Source organism: Angustibacter luteus (assembly GCF_039541115.1).
Classification (GTDB): domain Bacteria; phylum Actinomycetota; class Actinomycetes; order Actinomycetales; family Angustibacteraceae; genus Angustibacter; species Angustibacter luteus.
Window position 1 is genome coordinate 441,004 of the sequence record NZ_BAABFP010000002.1, and the last position, 15,377, is coordinate 456,380.

Here is a 15,377-nt window from a genome sequence, read left to right on the forward strand (position 1 = left end):
ACGATGCCGCTGCGCTTCGCGGACGGGTACGCGACGTCCGCGCGGGTCCTCACCTTCGACGGGCTGGTCGACGAGCGCGAGCACCTGGCCATCGGACTCGGCGACCACCGCCGGCCGCGACCGCTGGTCCGCCCGCACAGCGAGTGCCTGACCGGGGACGTGCTCGGCAGCCAGCGCTGCGACTGCGGACCCCAGCTGCGCGAGGCGGCGGAGCGGATCGCGGACGTCGGTGGTTACCTGCTGTACCTGCGCCAGGAAGGTCGCGGTATCGGCCTCTACGCCAAGCTCGACGCCTACTCGTTGCAGGACGCCGGGCTGGACACGTTCGAGGCGAACCTGGCGCTCGGGCACGCCGAGGACGAGCGGGACTACGCCGCCGCGGCCCAGATGCTCGTCGCGCTCGGCGCCACCCAGGTGGCGCTGCTGACCAACAACCCCGACAAGGTGGACCAGCTGCGCGGCCTGGGCATCGAGGTCACCGACTGGGTGCCGACGGGCGTGCACCTGTCCGCGGCCAACGCCGGCTACCTGAGCGCCAAGGTCGGCCGAGCGCACACCCTCACGCTGCCGCTCGGCTGACGCAGCGGACCGCCGTGCTGTCAGTCCTCGGCGAACCGGGCGTCCAGCACCGTCCGGCGGCCGGCGGCCGCATCGATCGACACGGCCTCGACCCATCGGGCCGGCTGCTCCGGCAACCCGTCGTCGGCGATGGCGGCGACGAGCCGTTGCTGCACCTCGTGCGCGGACCGGCCCGGGCTGTACCGCGCAAGGTCGTCCACGATCGCCTGCAGGCGTTCCTTGGCGCGCAGGGTCTCCGCCTGCGTGTCGTCCTCCGCGAGCGACTGGTCCGGGACTTCGGGATCGGGTGAGGTCATGCCCCCAGGGTGCGCCTGTCCGGCCGTCACCGCCCGGCGAGCGCCCTGTGGCGCCATCCCGTTCCTGCGTCGAGACTGGGCAGCATGGACGACGCGAGCGTGGCAGCCGTCGGCAAGCTCACCGAGGCGCTCGAGACCGTGGAGCGGGCCCGCGGGCACCTCTACTCGTTCCACCAGCTCACCGGGAGTGCGGACGCCACCCTCCAGGAGGCCGTCGCCGGGCTGCGGGACGCCGGGCACACGGACCTGGCGGACGCCCTGGAGCAGGACCTCGTGGGCCGCAACGTGTTGCAGGGACGGTGGACCTACCAGGTCGTCGAGGAGTACGACGACGGGTACTGGTCGGTCTTCCGCGAGCACGAGCAGCGCGTGCGGGACGCCCTGCTCGACGGACGGCGGCACCTGTACGAAGCCTCCATGAAGGACCGCGAGCGGACGCACGGCCGTCCCGGTCACGCGGCGGTGCCGGACTGAGCGGTCCCGCTGGTCTCGCTCCTGGGGGCCTGCACGACCCCCCGCGCACCCTCCTCAGCCGCACCCGCAGGGGCGGTGAGGAGGGTGGCGACCAGGGCAGGAGGTCGCGCGCTGGGTCTTCTGCGTGCCTAGTGCTGGCGCTGGACGTCCTGCACGGCACCCTGCGCGTCGCTGCGGACGTCCTGCGCGGCCGCGGCACCGTCGTCCTTCACGGTCTGCGCGGCCTCGGTCGCGGTGTCCTTGACCGACTGCGCCGCCTGCTGCGCCGGCTCCTTCAGGTGCTGCGCGGAGTCCTTCGCGACCGAGGTGATCTCGTCCGTGAGCGGCTCGACCTTCTCCTTCGCCGCGGCCGCGACCTGCGCCTCGACGTCGGTCGCCGGCAGCAGGGATGCGACGAGCGCACCCACGCCGAACGCGATCAGGCCGGCCGCCAGCGGGTTGCCCCGCGTGCGTGACCTCACGGCCGTCGGAGCGTCACTGGCGGCTCCGCCGACGGCGCTACCCACGGTGCTGCCCAGGCTGCCGACGCTGTCGCCGGCCGAGGAGGCGCTGCCCATCACGGTGTCCTTGATGCTGGACGCGCGGCCGGTCACCTTCTCGACCTGACGGCGGGCGACGTTCTTCGGGCTGACCTCGTCGGTCAGCCGGTCGACGTTCGCGCTCAGACCAGCGCGGGTCCGCTCGATCTCGGCGCGGATCTGGTCCGGGTCGTTGCTGCTCATCGGTTCTGCTCCTCATGTCCTTTGACTGCCGGGGGGATCTTCTTGACCGTCTCCGCCGTGCGGTCCAGGCCACGGATGGAGGTCAGCTCCTTCTTGCCGAGCAGGGCGAGTACCGCTGCGATGACGGCCCAGATGGCCATCACGATCAACGCGGACCAGCCGCGCCCCGTGCCGTTGCCGATCGCCCACCACGCAGCGACCGAGAGGAACAGCAGGGCGAAGTGGCCGGCCGTGGCAGCGCCGGCGAACATGCCTGCACCCTTGCCCGCCTTGGTGGCGGACTCGCGGGCCTCCGCCTTCGCCAGCGCCAGCTCCTGACGGACGAGCTCGGACAGGTCGCGGCTGACGTCGCCGAGCAGCTCACCGATCGACGGGCGCTCGCTGGTCGCCGTGCCGTCTACCGGCACGGTGCCCTCGGCCGTCGGCGTGGCGGTCACAGGTGACCCGCCGGTGCGACGTCGTGAGCGGCCCAGTCGTCGGCGGCGGCCGTGGCCGCCGGCGTCGCGAGCGGACCGTCCGGGCTCGGCGCGGTCCCCGGCAGCTCGGAGGTGCCCTTGCCGTCCGCGCTGGAGGGATCCTCGACCGGCTCGGCGCTCGCGTCGGCCTGGACACCACGGGCGAGGCGACCAGCCAGGACACCGGCACCGGCGCACAGCGCGAGGAAGGTACCTGGACGACGGCGGGCGTAGTCCCGCACCTCGTCGAGGACGGCACCGGGCTCGCGGTCCTCCAACCAGGACGCGATCGAGGCGGCGTGGTCGGCCACCTGGCCGGTGAGGTCCTGGGCGAGCCCGGGCTGGGAGGCGCTGGCGGACATGTCGTGCAGCTGGGTGGACAGGGCGTGCAGGCTGCCGGCAGCGCGCTGCTGCTGCGTGCTGGCCTGATCGGTGAGCTCGGCGCGACCCTGGCTGAGCAGGTCGCGGGCCTGGGACTTGGCCTCCCCGACCACCTGTCCGGTCTGGTCCTTGACGGTGCCGGCCACGGTGGCGGTCGCCTCCGTCGCCGAGTCCTTGACGTCGGCAGCCTTGTCCTTGGCCACGTCCGTGCTGGATCCGTTGGTGGTCCCATCGGTGGATGGGCTGGTGCTCCCGTCGGCGAAACCGTTGGCGTACGGGAACGTGCTCGGCGGGGGCACTGCCCCGTCGGTGGGCGCAGGGTCGTAGCGCGGTGACTCGGTCATGTCTGGTGCCTTTCGGTGATGGGTCTCAGGTGGTCGTGGACTGGTCGGTGCGCAGGTCGTGGGCTTCCTCGGCCTGCTTGGCCTCGCGCTCTTCCTTCTTGAGCAGGCCGTGGTCGTCGCGCGGCGGTAGCTGCAGCTCGATCTCGGCGGCCATGCCGGCCTGGAGCTGGCGGCTGCGCTCGAGCTCGGAGTCCAGCTCCGCGCCGAACAGCAGCGCCAGGTTCGTGATCCACAGCCAGAGCAGGAACACGACGACTCCGGCGAGCGCGCCGTACGTCTTGTCGTAGCTCGAGAACATCGACACGTACAGGCCGAACAGCACCGATGCGATGACCCAGGTGACGAAGGCGACCAGCGCGCCGACGCTCATCCAACGGAACTTCGGCTGCTGGACGTTCGGGGTGGCGTAGTAGAGCACCGCGATGACGAGGACGACGACCAGGGCGATGACCGGCCACTTGGCGATGTCCCAGGCGGTCACGACGCTGTCCCCCAGCCCGGTGGCGTCGCCGATGGCCGTCGCTACCGGCCCGGTCACCACCAGCGCGAGGGCGACCAGGGCGGCCATCACGACGGCCACCAAGGTGATCAGGATCTGCAGCGGGCGCAGCTTCCAGAAGGGACGCCCCTCGTCGATCTCGTAGACCCGGTTCATCGCGCGGCCGAAGGCGCCGATGTACCCGGATGCCGACCACAGCGCTGTCGCGAGGCCCAGGACGAGCGCCAGACCCGCGCGCGGCGAGGAGGCCAGCTGCTCCAACGGGCCTCGCACCGTCTGCGTCACCGAGCCGGCGCCGACGTCGTCCAAGATCTTCAGCAGCGTGTCGACGGTCTGCCTACCCTGGCCGAACACGCCGACGAGCGACACCAGCGCGATGGCCGCGGGGAAGATGGCCAGCACCGAGTAGTACGTCAGGGCGGCGGCCAGGTCCGTGCACTGGTCGTCGGTGAACTCGCGGAACGCGCGCTTGACCGCCAGCCACCAGGCGCGACCGTGCAGCTCGGTGGGTGAGTCGGCCTTGCGCTCGTCGTCCGGATCGGGGGCGTCGACGACACGGGTGCTCTCGGTGGATGCCATGACTGCGGTCTCCTACAACAAACGTTGGAAGGTGGCCGCTGACTTGACCTGACCTGAGCATGGGGCCGTTCTGCCCGCGGCGCCTGTCGATCTACGGCAAATGCGGCCACCGCAGGAGAACCGGTCCCCTGGGACGACCTCACCCGCCCAGAACCGTGCGAGGCTGTCAGCGGGGCGGGCTCGCCTCCGGTGGACCAAGGGGTGGATGCCGATGTCGGACGCGACGCGGGGGGCCCGCTCGCACGGGTCGGGTGTCAGTCGCGACCAGGTCGACGTCATCGCCACCACCCTGGCGAAGGTGGCGCGCGACCTCGAGAGCCAGTGGAAGAACGCGGAGGAGACGCTCCTGGCGATCATCCAGGCGGCCGCGCACACCGTGCCGGGCGCCGAGTTCGCCAGCATCACCGAGGTCCGTAGCAGTCAGGAGCTCTCCGAGCGGCTGGCGACCTCACCCGTCGCCGCGCGGGCCGACGCCGCCCAGTACGAGCTGGGTGAGGGTCCCTGCCTGGACTCCGCGTACGCGCACCAGACGATCCGGGTCCGTGACTTCGCCGACGAGCCGCGGTGGCCACGTTTCGCGGAGGCGGCGCTCGGACTCGGGGTGCGCAGCATGCTCGCGCTCCAGCTCTACGTCGAGCAGGACGATCTCGGAGCACTCAACCTGTTCGCCCGGGTTCCCCATGCGTTCGACGACGAGGCCGAGAGCGTGGGGCTGCTCTTCGCCGCGCACGCGGCCGTGGCGATGGCGGGTGCCAACCGCGAGGCGAGCATGCGGATCGCCCTGAGCAGCCGTGACCTGATCGGCCAGGCCAAGGGGATGCTCATGGAGAGGTACAAGATCGACGCGGACGTCGCGTTCGGCCTGCTCGTGCGGGTGAGCCAGGAGTCCAACATCAGGGTGGCGGTGGTCGCCGAGCAGCTGGCCCGCACGGGCCTGATCTCGCCCTGACCGGGCGGCCCGCGTCGGGCGTCAGATCACAGCTCGACGGTCTCGTTCTCGCCGCCGTCGTACGGCTCGCCAGTCACCTTGGCCTTGACCAGGCTCAGCACCGTGGCGACCCGCCCGCCGGGGCTGTCCCAGTACTCGGCGGTGTCGGCGTCCACCCGGATCAGTGCGACGTCCGCGTCGTCCGGGCCCTCCGGGAACCACGCCCCGACGACGGGGTTCCAGAGCTCGCGGATCTTCGCCCGGTCCTCGAGCACCTCGGCGGTGCCGGAGACCGAGACCCACGAGCTGCTGCCGGCGTACGCGACGTTGACCTGGGAGCGCGCCCGGATCTGCTGCACCGCAGGGGTATTGGCCGCGACCACGAACCACAGGACGCCGTCGAACTCGGCCTCCTGGGTGGTCATCGGCCGGCTGACGATCACCCCGTGGTCGTCCACCGTGCTGAGCATGCAGGTTCGCACGTCCTCCACCAGCTCCTGGACCTTCGCATGGGCCTCGGCGGTCATCAGCGCTCTCCTGTCGTCGGGTGCGGGTTCGTCAAGACTGCGGGCCCACGGCGAAAGCTGCCCAGCGGTGCAACGGATCGGGGCCGACGTGCGGCCGCTGCGATCCAGAGGCATGGTGGGCCCCGACGAAAGGGTGACGTGATGACATCAGTGGGTCGGGACGGCTACGGGGACCCGGATCATGACGACAAGGGCGCCGTGAGCGCCGAACCGCCGACGCCACCGTCCGTGCCTGTCGTCCCTGCCCCGGCCATCGACGACAACTCCTGACGCAGCGGTTCCGGATGCGATCATCGCCGACCCGCTGCACGCTCTGCACATGACGAACCCACCCGAGTTCCGGCGCGACCAGAAGCCGTCCGACGAGCCGCAGCTCGACGAGCACCCGGACGAGGGGATGGAGGAGTTCGAGCGGACCGGTCGTGAGGACGCCGACCTGGCCGAGGTCGACGAGGACGAGAGCCCGTTGCCGGACGGGACCGCGGCAGACGGAGCGACGGCCCCGGTGACGAGCCCGCCGGAGGACTCCCGGTGACCCGATTCGGGTACACCCTGATGACCGAGCAGGCGGGTCCGCGCCAGCTCGTGCGGGACGCGGCCGCCGCCGAGGCCGCCGGCTTCGACTTCGAGGTCAGCAGCGACCACTACTTCCCCTGGCTGGAAGCACAGGGGCACGCGCCGTACGCCTGGTCCGTCCTCGGCGCGGTCAGCCAGGTCACCGAGCGCGTCGAGCTGATGACGTACGTGACCTGCCCGACGATCCGGTACCACCCCGCGGTGGTCGCGCAGAAGGCCGCGACGCTGGGCCTGCTGAGCGAGGGCCGGTTCACCCTCGGCCTGGGCGCGGGCGAGAACCTGAACGAGCACGTGGTCGGCCGCGGCTGGCCGGCCGTGCGGGCTCGGCAGGAGATGCTGGTCGAGGCGGTCCAGATCATCCGCGACCTCTTTGGCGGCGGCCTGGTCGACTTCACCGGCGAGCACTTCCGGGTCGAGTCCGCGCGCCTGTGGGACCTGCCCGAGACCCCCGTGCCCCTCGCGCTCGCCGCCTCGGGCAAGCGCTCCATCGAGCGGTACGCGCCGCTGGCCGACCACCTGGTCGCCGTCGAGCCGGACGCCGATCTCGTTGCAGGGTGGGCGAAGCACCGCGCGGACGCCGGGCTGCCGGCGTCCCGCAGCATCGGCCAGCTCCCCATCTGCTGGGGACCGGACCGCGACCGCGCGGTCGAGACGGCCCACGAGCAGTTCCGCTGGTTCGCCGGCGGCTGGAAGGTCAACTCCGACCTGCCGACCACCGCCGGGTTCGCCGGAGCCTCGCAGTTCGTCCGACCCGACGACGTGGCCGAGCAGATCCCGTGCGGGCCCGAGGTCGAGCCGATCGTCGATGCGGTACGCGACTACTGGGAGGCGGGCTTCACCGACATCGCGCTGATCCAGGTCGGCGCCGACAGCCAGGGCGACTTCCTGGCGTTCGCCGAGTCCGAGCTGCTGCCCGCGCTGCGCGAAGCAGCGCCCAGCTAGGCGACCGGCGACTCAGCCCTGCGGGTCCCGCCAGGTCGGGACGAACCGGCGGCCAGTGATGTCGTCGACCTCGATCCGGACGAAGATCGGCTTCGATCCCTGCTGCCACGCCGCCAACGACATCCCGAACGTCTCCAGGACGTCGTGCAGCTGACGGACGACGTGCGCCCGTCCCTTGGCCACGACGCTCCACGCCAGACCGGTCTGCAGGTCCACGCCGTCCACCTCGAAGGCCACCCGGCTGCCGTCGGCACCGCCGAGCTTCGTGCCCGGCGCGGTCCGGAACACGATGTCCCCACGGTCGACCACGTGGTTCACCGGGAAGATCTCGGGCTGGTCGTCCACGATCACCGCCAGCCGTCCGACCGCTGTCCCGCGGACGAGCTGCCACGAGTCGTGCGCCAACAGCTGCTCGATCTCCGGTACGGCGTGGGTTTCCATGCCCCCAGGATGCGTACCCGGCGTCCGCCCTGCCCAGGGCCGGAGGTCCCGTCCCTGGCGGCCCACCCCCCCCACTAGGCGGTCGGGGCCAGCTCCGCGGACGCGCGACATCGCGCCACCTCGGTGCGAGAGTGGCGGACGGGCTCGACGTCAGCCCCCTGCGCATCGGCGACGTCGTGGGTCAGGTCGAGGATGGCCCGGCGCAGGTGCTTGCGCGCCTTTCGGGCACGACGGTTCGGGGCGGACTTCCGGAACGCCTTGCGGGACTTCCGGTCGAGGGTGGCTTCGAGCTCCTCGGGGTGCACGGACCCCGCCTCGATCTCGGGGGCCAGGATGTCGCGGACGAACTGGTGCTCACGGGGCGCGGCGAGCCGGAAGGCGATCGTCAGCACGGTGAACGCGAGCGCGACCGAGGCGCACATGACCCCGAACGTCCCCAGACCGCTGCCACCGCCGAGGCCGCCGGCGTCGTCCCAGGTGAAGTGCAGGAACATGCCGATCAGCACGAACGCGACGCCGCGACCGATCCGGCGCGGCTGCGCAGCGGTGCCGAGGAGGTAGACGACACCGCTGCAGACCAGCGCACTGAACAGCGGGTGCGAGACGAAGCTCACGGCGATCCGGGTGAAGGACATCTGCACGGCGTTGCCGACCGGGTCGGTGCCGAACGCCGAGGCGGTGGAGTTCGCGGCGTACAGGAAGTCCTCGAACGCGGCGAAGCCCAGCCCGATGAAGGCACCGATCACCAGGCCGTCGTTGGCAGTGCGGACCAGCCGTGGTGCCAGCCCCATCAGCAGGATGAAGCCGCACAGCTTGGCCGCCTCCTCCGTGAACGGGGCGGTGAAACCCGCGGCCCAGTTGGCGCTCCAGTCCTGCCCGAACAGCTTGGGGTAGATGCCGAGCATCGCTGTGTTGACGGTCATGGCGAACGCGAAGGTCGCCGGGATCGCGCCCCAGACCAGGCCCGCCACGACGAGCCCCACGGGCTGGCGCTCCCACCGGTCGATGTGCCGGAACCACAGCCACCAGGCGGCACCGCAGAGCCCGCAGAGCACGGCCGAGATCGCGAACGCCTCGGCGTAGAACCCGATCTTCGGGTCGAAGTACGACCAGACCTGAAAGACCCCCACCGCGGTCAGCCACAGGTACACCCAGAAGCACAGGTTGTGCGGCTGGACGAAGTCGAACCGTTCACCCCAGCCGGACTCCTCGAGGGCATCAGCCTGACGGCGCAGCGCGTCCTCCGAGCCGGACTCGGCCTCCGTGCCCATCACCAGGTTGCTCATCCGGCGCTCCCATCGGCGCCGCTGGCGCGGATGCTGGCGATCATGTCCTGGATGTCTTCGGCCGCGGCCCGCATCTGCGTCGGGGGGCCGTAGGCGGTGACCTGCAACCCCTCACCGTCCAGGACGAACGCCGCGACCAGGCCGTCGCCGTTGACGCTGCTGTAGGTCTGGATCACCCCGACGTCGCCGCCCGTCGTCGTGATGGTGGCGGGCTCGCCGTCCACCCGGAACGTCGGGTCACCGGTGGCGCTGGTGACCTTCGCGATCTGGTCGAGCAGCTCGGCGGGGGTGCCGTCGAACGTGCCGGGCACCACGTCGAACGTGACCCCGTCGCCCACCACGGTCGCCTCACCGCTCTGGACCGTGGAGCCACCCGCACCGACCCGGTAGCCGCGCTCGACGTCCCAGCCGGTCACCGGGGTGAACGCGATGGTGTCGGTCAGCGCGAGCTGCTCTCCGGCGCGGACGGGGTCGTCCCAGTCGATCGCGTCGTTGACCCGCGGGATGACCACCGTCGCCACGAGGAACACCGCGACGACGAAGAGCGCGTAGGGAAAGGATCGCTTGTCGAGGCCGAGCAGCCGGTGCTCGACGGGCACCCGCTCCCGACCGAGGGAACTGGCACTCAACGACATCGGGCCCCCAGACGTTGCCCGGGCGACGGCCCCACCCGGCGAGTCACCACCATACCCGCAGCGCGGCACGCCTTCCTGGATCGCGCCACTACCCTGACGTCGTGACCCAGGTCCCCACCGACGGCCCCCGGACACCACTGCTCGACGCCGTCGTCGCGGTCAGCTCCGACCTGGATCTGGCCCAGGTCCTGAGCCGGATCGTCCGCTCGGCCTGCGAGCTCGTCGATGCGACGTACGGCGCGCTCGGCGTGATCGCACCCGAGGGTGAGCGGCTCGTCGAGTTCATCACGCACGGGCTCTCGGCCGACGAGCGCTCGCTGATCGGCGACCCCCCGCACGGCCGCGGCGTCCTCGGCCTGCTCATCGAGGACCCGCGTCCACGCCGGATGAAGGACATCATGTCGCACCCGGACTCCTACGGGTTCCCGCCGAACCACCCGCCGATGCACAGCTTCCTCGGCGCGCCGATCTCGATCCGCGGCGAGGTCTACGGCAACCTCTACATGTCGGAGAAGCGGAGCGCGCCGGAGTTCACCGAGGACGACGAGCAGGTGCTCGTCGCGCTGGCGGCCGCGGCCGGCGTCGCCATCGAGAACGCCCGGCTGTACGACCGCACCCGACGACAGCGGGGGCTGGCGGACGCCATCGGTGAGATGACCCAGGGGTTGCTCGAGGGTGGACAGCCCGGCGACGCGCTGCGGCTCATGGCCGTTCGCTGCACCGAGCTCACCAGCGCCGAGCTGTCCGTCATCGCGCTCTACGACGCGGACCGGCGGCTGGTCGTCGAGGCCACCAGCGCAGAGCCCCCGGACCAGGCGGTCGGCGACACCCTCGGCGCCGGGCGGTGGGACGACATCGTCGCCGAGGGCTCACCCCTGCTGCTGGTCAGTCGGGAGGGCGAGACCCCCGCGCCGGAGGTCGAGGCCATCCGCCGCCTGGGTGCCCCAGGTGCGCCCGGGCCGACGGCCGTCGTGGCCATCTCCGTCGGCGAGTCCGCGCTCGGCGTCCTTGCCGTCACCTGGGGTGCGGACGACGACGGCACGGCGGCCGACTCACTCGAGGCGTTGCGCTCGTTCGGCCGGACGGCGGCGCTGGCCCTCGAGGCGTCGACGGCCCAGCGCGACCGGGGGCGCATGGAGCTGCTCGAGGACCGGGACCGCATCGCCCGAGACATGCACGACCACGTCATCCAGCGGCTGTTCGCCACCGGGCTCTCCCTGCAGTCCGCGTCTCGGCTGTCCGCAGACGCCCGCGTGCGCGAACGGCTCGACTCCGCCGTGGACGAGCTGGACGACGCGATCAAGGACATCCGGCAGACCATCTTCGGGCTGCACCGCCCGATCGGCGGGCTGGGCATGTCGTCGCAGGTCGCCGAGCTGGTCCAGCAGGCGGCCGCCTCGCTCGGGTTCACCCCGGAGGTCGAGCCGCCGACGGACTGGGACGCCCTCACCCCCGACCTCGAGGCCGAGGTGCTCGCCGTCGTGCGCGAGGGACTGGCCAACGTCGTCCGGCACGCCGAGGCCTCGTGGTGCCGGCTGCGCATCGAGGTCACGGACCAGGTCACCGTGCTGGTCGAGGACGACGGGGTAGGCGTCGCGGAGGGCGACCACGCGCGCAGCGGTCTGGCGAACCTCACCCGTCGCGCCGAGCGCTCCGGCGGCACGCTCAGCATCCGGGCCCGCAGTGGGGGCGGGACCCTGGTCAGCTGGCAGGTGCCGCTGCCCTCGCCACGCTGAACCGACCCGGCCTCACCGCGTCGGGGGCTGCGGCGCCGCGGAGTGGGTGGCCGCGTAGACCGCCGCCTGCGTCCGGCGCTCGAAGCCGAGCTTGCTCAGGATGGCCGTCACGTAGTTCTTGACCGTCTTCTCCGCCAACGACATGGCCTCGCCGATCTGTCGGTTGGTCAGCCCGTCCGCGAGGTGCTGCAGGATGCGTCGCTCCTGCGGCGACAGCGATGCCAGTCGCGGATCGTCCCGGCCCGCGTCCCACTGCCGACGGATCGAGGCGCGCCGCTCGTCGTCGATCAGCGACTCACCGGAAGCGACCCGGCGGATGGACGAGACCAGGTCGTTGCCCTTGATGTCCTTCAGGACGTAGCCCGCCGCGCCGGCCGCCACCGCGGCCGCGAGCGCCTGCTCGTCGTCGTACGACGTCACGATGAGCACGGCGATCCCGGGGTCGACCGACCGCACGTCCCGACAGGTGTCGATGCCGGAGCCGTCCGGCAGCCGCGCGTCCAGCAGGGCCACGTCGGGGCGCAGCGCCGGGATGCGGCGGGTCGCCTCCTGGGCCGAACCGGACTCCCCCACCACCTCGATGTCGTCCTCGAGCTCCAACAGCTCACGCAGGCCACGCCGGACGATCTCGTGGTCGTCCAGCAGGAACACCTTGACCGTCATGGCGCCTCCCTCCCCGTCACTATGACCCACTTCCCGTCTCGCGCGTCGTCGTCCCGCCACCCTCGCGCGCGCGGTGACGCCGAAGGAGGGCCGAAGGTCCCGGCCCTACGCCGGCGCGTTGACCAACCTGGTAGACAGGCCCAAACCGAGGAGGTGGCATGGCCGCTGTGCCGTACGACCACCACGTCGTCGGGAACGCATGAGCATCCGGGTCGGGTCGGCCGAGGACGTCACGACTGCCGTGCAGCGCTTCGCGAGCCGGCGGACGCCGTCCGGACCCCCGCGGGTGGTCGCCAGCGGCAACTTCGCCACCCCGCACCCGCTGCTGCAGGCCGTGGACGCCGCGCTGGCGTCCTACCGGCTCAACGTGCTGAACGCCCAGGCGGGACTGCCGATGCGCGCGGGCGTCGTGCACGAGACCTCGTTCGTCGGCCCCGGCGTCCGCCGGTCCGCCGCCCTGGCCTACGTCCCCAGTCGGCTGTCGCTGCTGCCGGCCCTGCTCGGTACGGCCCTGGTGCCGGACATCGTCCTGCTGCACTGCTCGAAACCGTGGCACGGCAAGGTTTCTCTCGGCATCGAGGTGAACGTGCTGCCCGCCGCGGTCGAGGCGGTCCGGCAGCGCGGAGGGCTGGTGCTGGCGCAGCTGAACGAGCGGATGCCCTACACGTTCGGGGACGGCGAGCTGTCCGACGACCTCGTGGACCTCGCCATCGAGGTGGACGAGCCCATGCCGAGTCCGCACGGCACCCGCGCCGATGCCGCCTCCCGCCGGATCGGTGAGCTGGTCGCCGAACGGGTCCCGGACGGCTCGACCCTGCAGCTCGGCATCGGCGCCATCCCGGACGCCGCGCTGGACGGCCTCGTCGACCGCACCGGGCTGCGCATCTGGTCGGAGATGATCGGCGACGGCGTCCTGCGCCTGGAGCAGGAGGGCGCGCTCGACCCCGCGGCGGAGGTCGTGGCGTCGTTCATGTTCGGCTCATCGGACCTCTACCGGTGGGTCGACCGCAACCCGCGGGTGCGGATGGCCCGCACCGAGCGGGCCAACGACCCGGCGAGCATCAGCCAGCAGCCCCGGATGACGTCGATCAACTCCGCACTCGAGGTCGACCTGTTCGCCCAGGCCAACGCCTCGCGACGGGAAGGGTGGATCCACTCCGGCTTCGGCGGCGCCACCGACTTCCTGGTCGGGGCCCTGCACGCCCGCGACGGGCAGGCGCTCATCGCGCTGCGGTCCTGGCACCCGAAGGCCGACGTGTCGACGGTGGTGGCGTTGCTGGACGAGCCGGTGACCTCGTTCCAACCCACGGCGATCATCACCGAGCAGGGCGTGGCCGAGGTCCGCGGACACACCGAGCACGAGCAGGCGCTGGCGATCATCGAGCACGCTGCGCACCCCGACGTCCGCGACGAGCTGACCGAGGAAGCGCACCACCTCGGACTCGTCTAGCAGGCACGTTCCGCCCAGCGGGACGAGGGACCGGGACGTTGTGCCCTAGGAGGGCTCCCACCCAGCGGCCACGCTGGGGACATGGACGCAACCCCGGTATCGAGCCCCGTCGACCCGACGACCAGCGCGCGACGTCGGCCCGTGCCGGACGTCGTCGCCGGGCTCGTCAACGACGGGTCCGCCTACTCCGTCGCCCGAGCGGCCGCCCGCCAGGCCGCGCACCGAGGTGGCCGCGTGCGCTTCCTGCAGGTCGCGCCCCGGAACCTCGCCGAGGAGGACCTGGAGGCGTTCGACCGGGCCACCTTCCGGTCCGCGTTGCGCGGTCTGAAGGGCCTCAACCGGGTGCCGTGCACGTTCGAGGTCGTGGTGGGTGACCCCATCGACGTCCTGGTCGAGCGCAGCGAGGGCGCCGCACTGCTCGTGGTCGGCCGGGACCTGCCCATCCCCGAGCACGACGTCGCCCTGGGCTGCCAGCAGCGCGCGACCTGCGACGTCCTCACCGTCTTCGGCGTCTGAGACGACCCGCGCCCGGTTGGAGACCGCGCGGGTAGGGGCGCTCGGGGTGGGGCAGCACCCCCTCGACCAGCCGCGGCAGCTGGGCGAGCGGCCGGCTGCTCTGCTCGTCCTTCCAGCTCTGGTGGACGCGGGCCCGGTCCTCCAGGTTGAGCCGGGCCAGGACCTGCTCGAGGGCGGCGAGGATCGAGGCGCGCAGCAGCCACGACGACGTGTTCTCCTGCGCGTCGACCATGATGAGCTCGGTCAGGATGGCCTGGGTCTCGCGGAAGGTGTCCAGGCTCTCGGCGAGGGCCTGCTCGGTCTCGTCCTCGCGTCCCTCGGCCTCGGCGACGACCAGACTGCCGAAGGCGCGCAGGCAGTCGGCGGTGTCGTGCAGGACGACGGCGAAGGCGTCCCGCAGCTCGGCCCCGTACGGGTCCTCCGGTCGCGACGACGCCGGGATCTCGGCCTCGATGACGGTGAACAGCGCGCGGATGGCCAGCAGGCACTGCTCGAGGGTGTCGAGCCCCGAGGCGAGCACCGGCTCGACATCGACGGTGCCGAGGGCACGGGTGTTGAACCGGCGGCTGTCCTTGAGCCAGGCGATGGTCTCGGTCGCGGACGCGACCTGCCGGCTGGCGGCGCGGGCACGGTCGATCCACTCCTCGACCTGGCGCCGTTGCACCGGACCGTCGACCAGGGCGTCCGCCGCGCTGTCCAGCGGGCCCGCGGCGGCCTCGACGACCCGCAGCACCGCCCCGCGGGCGGCCCCGGTCGGCAGGGCCGGCGGGTAGACGAGGTTGAAGGTGATACCCACGGCTGCGCCGATCAGGGTGTTCAGGATCCGGGTCTCGGCCGCCACGTCGTGGTTGCTGACACCGAGGATGAGCATGGCGCTGATCGGCGCCTCCAGGGCCTGCTCGCCCAGGCGCAGCACCTTGGCCAGGACCAGCGAGGCGGCGATGGCCGCGCCCAGGCTCCACCAGGTCAACCCGACCCAGGCGGACAGCAGCGTCGCCACCAGGATCCCGGCCAGCACGGCGCCCACCCGGACGGCGCCCATCTTGATGGTCGAGAACGCGGACGCCTGGACCACCAGCAGCGCGGTCAGCGGACCGGTGAGGTCGATCGCGCCGTCCGTCACCGCCAACGAGATGAGGTAGGCGACGACGGCCGCCGACGTCAGGCGGGTGACCGTCACCATGGTCGGGCGCAGGCGCCGCGGGACGTCGCGCCAACGGTCCGGGTGCCCGGGCCAGGCCCACCGGCTCACGGCCCGCCACCGGGACCGTTCGGCGTGCGACGCAGCGCTCATGCTCGGCCTTCGGTCGTGCGGGAACGATGCGCCCCAGTATGGCGGCGCACACGG

Annotated in this window: 20 protein-coding genes; 9 read left to right on the forward strand and 11 right to left on the reverse strand. The window is 72.0% G+C overall.

The features are described 5' to 3' along the window. Positions 1-3 precede the first annotated feature (3 nt). Positions 4-579, forward strand: coding sequence for a GTP cyclohydrolase II (locus tag ABEB17_RS02120; RefSeq protein WP_378227088.1), 576 nt, complete (start codon positions 4-6; stop codon positions 577-579). A gap of 20 nt (positions 580-599) precedes the next feature. Here the strand turns inward: ABEB17_RS02120 and ABEB17_RS02125 are convergent, their stop codons facing one another. After that, positions 600-875, reverse strand: coding sequence for a hypothetical protein (locus tag ABEB17_RS02125; protein WP_345714904.1), 276 nt, complete (start codon positions 873-875; stop codon positions 600-602). An 84-nt stretch (positions 876-959) separates the two neighbouring features. Between ABEB17_RS02125 and ABEB17_RS02130 the strand changes: the two genes are divergently transcribed. Next, complete coding sequence (locus tag ABEB17_RS02130; RefSeq protein ID WP_345714906.1) at positions 960-1,349, forward strand: hypothetical protein; 390 nt, start codon at positions 960-962, stop codon at positions 1,347-1,349. A gap of 128 nt (positions 1,350-1,477) precedes the next feature. On the opposite strand, the gene ABEB17_RS02135 is transcribed toward ABEB17_RS02130, so the two are convergent. The 4 genes from ABEB17_RS02135 to ABEB17_RS02150 are packed head-to-tail and all read right to left on the reverse strand — an operon-like array spanning position 1,478 to position 4,329. After that, positions 1,478-2,071, reverse strand: a complete 594-nt coding sequence (locus tag ABEB17_RS02135; protein ID WP_345714907.1) for a DUF3618 domain-containing protein — start codon at positions 2,069-2,071, stop codon at positions 1,478-1,480. Beyond that, positions 2,068-2,508, reverse strand: coding sequence for a phage holin family protein (locus ABEB17_RS02140; protein WP_378227071.1), 441 nt, complete (start codon positions 2,506-2,508; stop codon positions 2,068-2,070). The genes ABEB17_RS02135 and ABEB17_RS02140 overlap by 4 nt, the downstream gene beginning before the upstream one ends. Then, positions 2,505-3,251 carry a hypothetical protein gene (locus ABEB17_RS02145; protein ID WP_345714908.1) on the reverse strand — a complete coding sequence of 249 codons (747 nt, stop codon included), beginning with the start codon at positions 3,249-3,251 and terminating at the stop codon, positions 2,505-2,507. Before ABEB17_RS02145 ends, ABEB17_RS02140 begins: the two co-directional genes overlap by 4 nt. A 25-nt stretch (positions 3,252-3,276) precedes the next feature. Continuing rightward, complete coding sequence (locus ABEB17_RS02150; RefSeq protein ID WP_345714909.1) at positions 3,277-4,329, reverse strand: YihY/virulence factor BrkB family protein; 1,053 nt, start codon at positions 4,327-4,329, stop codon at positions 3,277-3,279. A 211-nt stretch (positions 4,330-4,540) separates the two neighbouring features. On the opposite strand from ABEB17_RS02150, the gene ABEB17_RS02155 reads away from it, so the two are divergent. Then, positions 4,541-5,278 carry a GAF and ANTAR domain-containing protein gene (locus ABEB17_RS02155; protein ID WP_345714910.1) on the forward strand — a complete coding sequence of 246 codons (738 nt, stop codon included), beginning with the start codon at positions 4,541-4,543 and terminating at the stop codon, positions 5,276-5,278. 26 nt (positions 5,279-5,304) lie between these two features. Here ABEB17_RS02155 and ABEB17_RS02160 read toward each other — a convergent pair whose 3' ends face one another. Further along, the gene (locus ABEB17_RS02160; protein ID WP_345714911.1) at positions 5,305-5,784 is read right to left on the reverse strand and encodes a pyridoxamine 5'-phosphate oxidase family protein; all 480 of its coding nucleotides are present in this window, start codon (positions 5,782-5,784) and stop codon (positions 5,305-5,307) included. Positions 5,785-5,925: 141 nt separating this feature from the next. Here ABEB17_RS02160 and ABEB17_RS02165 point away from each other — a divergent pair, with 141 nt between their 5' ends. The 3 genes from ABEB17_RS02165 to ABEB17_RS02175 are packed head-to-tail and all read left to right on the forward strand — an operon-like array spanning position 5,926 to position 7,302. After that, positions 5,926-6,054, forward strand: coding sequence for a hypothetical protein (locus tag ABEB17_RS02165; protein ID WP_345714912.1), 129 nt, complete (start codon positions 5,926-5,928; stop codon positions 6,052-6,054). Positions 6,055-6,103: 49 nt separating this feature from the next. Continuing rightward, positions 6,104-6,319, forward strand: coding sequence for a hypothetical protein (locus ABEB17_RS02170; RefSeq protein ID WP_345714913.1), 216 nt, complete (start codon positions 6,104-6,106; stop codon positions 6,317-6,319). Continuing rightward, complete coding sequence (locus ABEB17_RS02175; RefSeq protein ID WP_345714914.1) at positions 6,316-7,302, forward strand: TIGR03557 family F420-dependent LLM class oxidoreductase; 987 nt, start codon at positions 6,316-6,318, stop codon at positions 7,300-7,302. The genes ABEB17_RS02170 and ABEB17_RS02175 overlap by 4 nt, the downstream gene beginning before the upstream one ends. 12 nt (positions 7,303-7,314) lie before the next feature. On the opposite strand, the gene ABEB17_RS02180 is transcribed toward ABEB17_RS02175, so the two are convergent. From ABEB17_RS02180 to ABEB17_RS02190, 3 genes are all read right to left on the reverse strand, one after another. Then, the gene (locus tag ABEB17_RS02180; protein WP_345714915.1) at positions 7,315-7,743 is read right to left on the reverse strand and encodes a pyridoxamine 5'-phosphate oxidase family protein; all 429 of its coding nucleotides are present in this window, start codon (positions 7,741-7,743) and stop codon (positions 7,315-7,317) included. A 74-nt stretch (positions 7,744-7,817) separates the two neighbouring features. Then, on the reverse strand, positions 7,818-9,029 hold the full coding sequence (locus ABEB17_RS02185) for a PrsW family intramembrane metalloprotease (protein ID WP_345714916.1): 1,212 nt from the start codon (positions 9,027-9,029) through the stop codon (positions 7,818-7,820). Further along, positions 9,026-9,658: a hypothetical protein gene (locus ABEB17_RS02190; RefSeq protein ID WP_345714917.1), complete on the reverse strand. Its 633-nt coding sequence runs from the start codon at positions 9,656-9,658 to the stop codon at positions 9,026-9,028. Before ABEB17_RS02190 ends, ABEB17_RS02185 begins: the two co-directional genes overlap by 4 nt. A gap of 107 nt (positions 9,659-9,765) precedes the next feature. Between ABEB17_RS02190 and ABEB17_RS02195 the strand changes: the two genes are divergently transcribed. After that, a complete protein-coding gene (locus ABEB17_RS02195) occupies positions 9,766-11,400 on the forward strand; it encodes a sensor histidine kinase (RefSeq protein WP_345714918.1) in 1,635 nt (544 codons plus the stop codon). Between the two features lie 12 nt (positions 11,401-11,412). On the opposite strand, the gene ABEB17_RS02200 is transcribed toward ABEB17_RS02195, so the two are convergent. After that, the gene (locus tag ABEB17_RS02200; protein ID WP_345714920.1) at positions 11,413-12,063 is read right to left on the reverse strand and encodes a response regulator; all 651 of its coding nucleotides are present in this window, start codon (positions 12,061-12,063) and stop codon (positions 11,413-11,415) included. Between the two features lie 199 nt (positions 12,064-12,262). On the opposite strand from ABEB17_RS02200, the gene ABEB17_RS02205 reads away from it, so the two are divergent. Both ABEB17_RS02205 and ABEB17_RS02210 read left to right on the forward strand, forming a co-directional pair. Beyond that, the gene (locus ABEB17_RS02205; protein ID WP_345714921.1) at positions 12,263-13,513 is read left to right on the forward strand and encodes an acetyl-CoA hydrolase/transferase family protein; all 1,251 of its coding nucleotides are present in this window, start codon (positions 12,263-12,265) and stop codon (positions 13,511-13,513) included. Positions 13,514-13,594: 81 nt separating this feature from the next. Next, positions 13,595-14,029 carry a hypothetical protein gene (locus ABEB17_RS02210; RefSeq protein ID WP_345714922.1) on the forward strand — a complete coding sequence of 145 codons (435 nt, stop codon included), beginning with the start codon at positions 13,595-13,597 and terminating at the stop codon, positions 14,027-14,029. Here the strand turns inward: ABEB17_RS02210 and ABEB17_RS02215 are convergent. Beyond that, the gene (locus tag ABEB17_RS02215; protein ID WP_345714923.1) at positions 14,010-15,323 is read right to left on the reverse strand and encodes an FUSC family protein; all 1,314 of its coding nucleotides are present in this window, start codon (positions 15,321-15,323) and stop codon (positions 14,010-14,012) included. The genes ABEB17_RS02210 and ABEB17_RS02215 overlap by 20 nt on opposite strands. Positions 15,324-15,377: the final 54 nt, after the last annotated feature.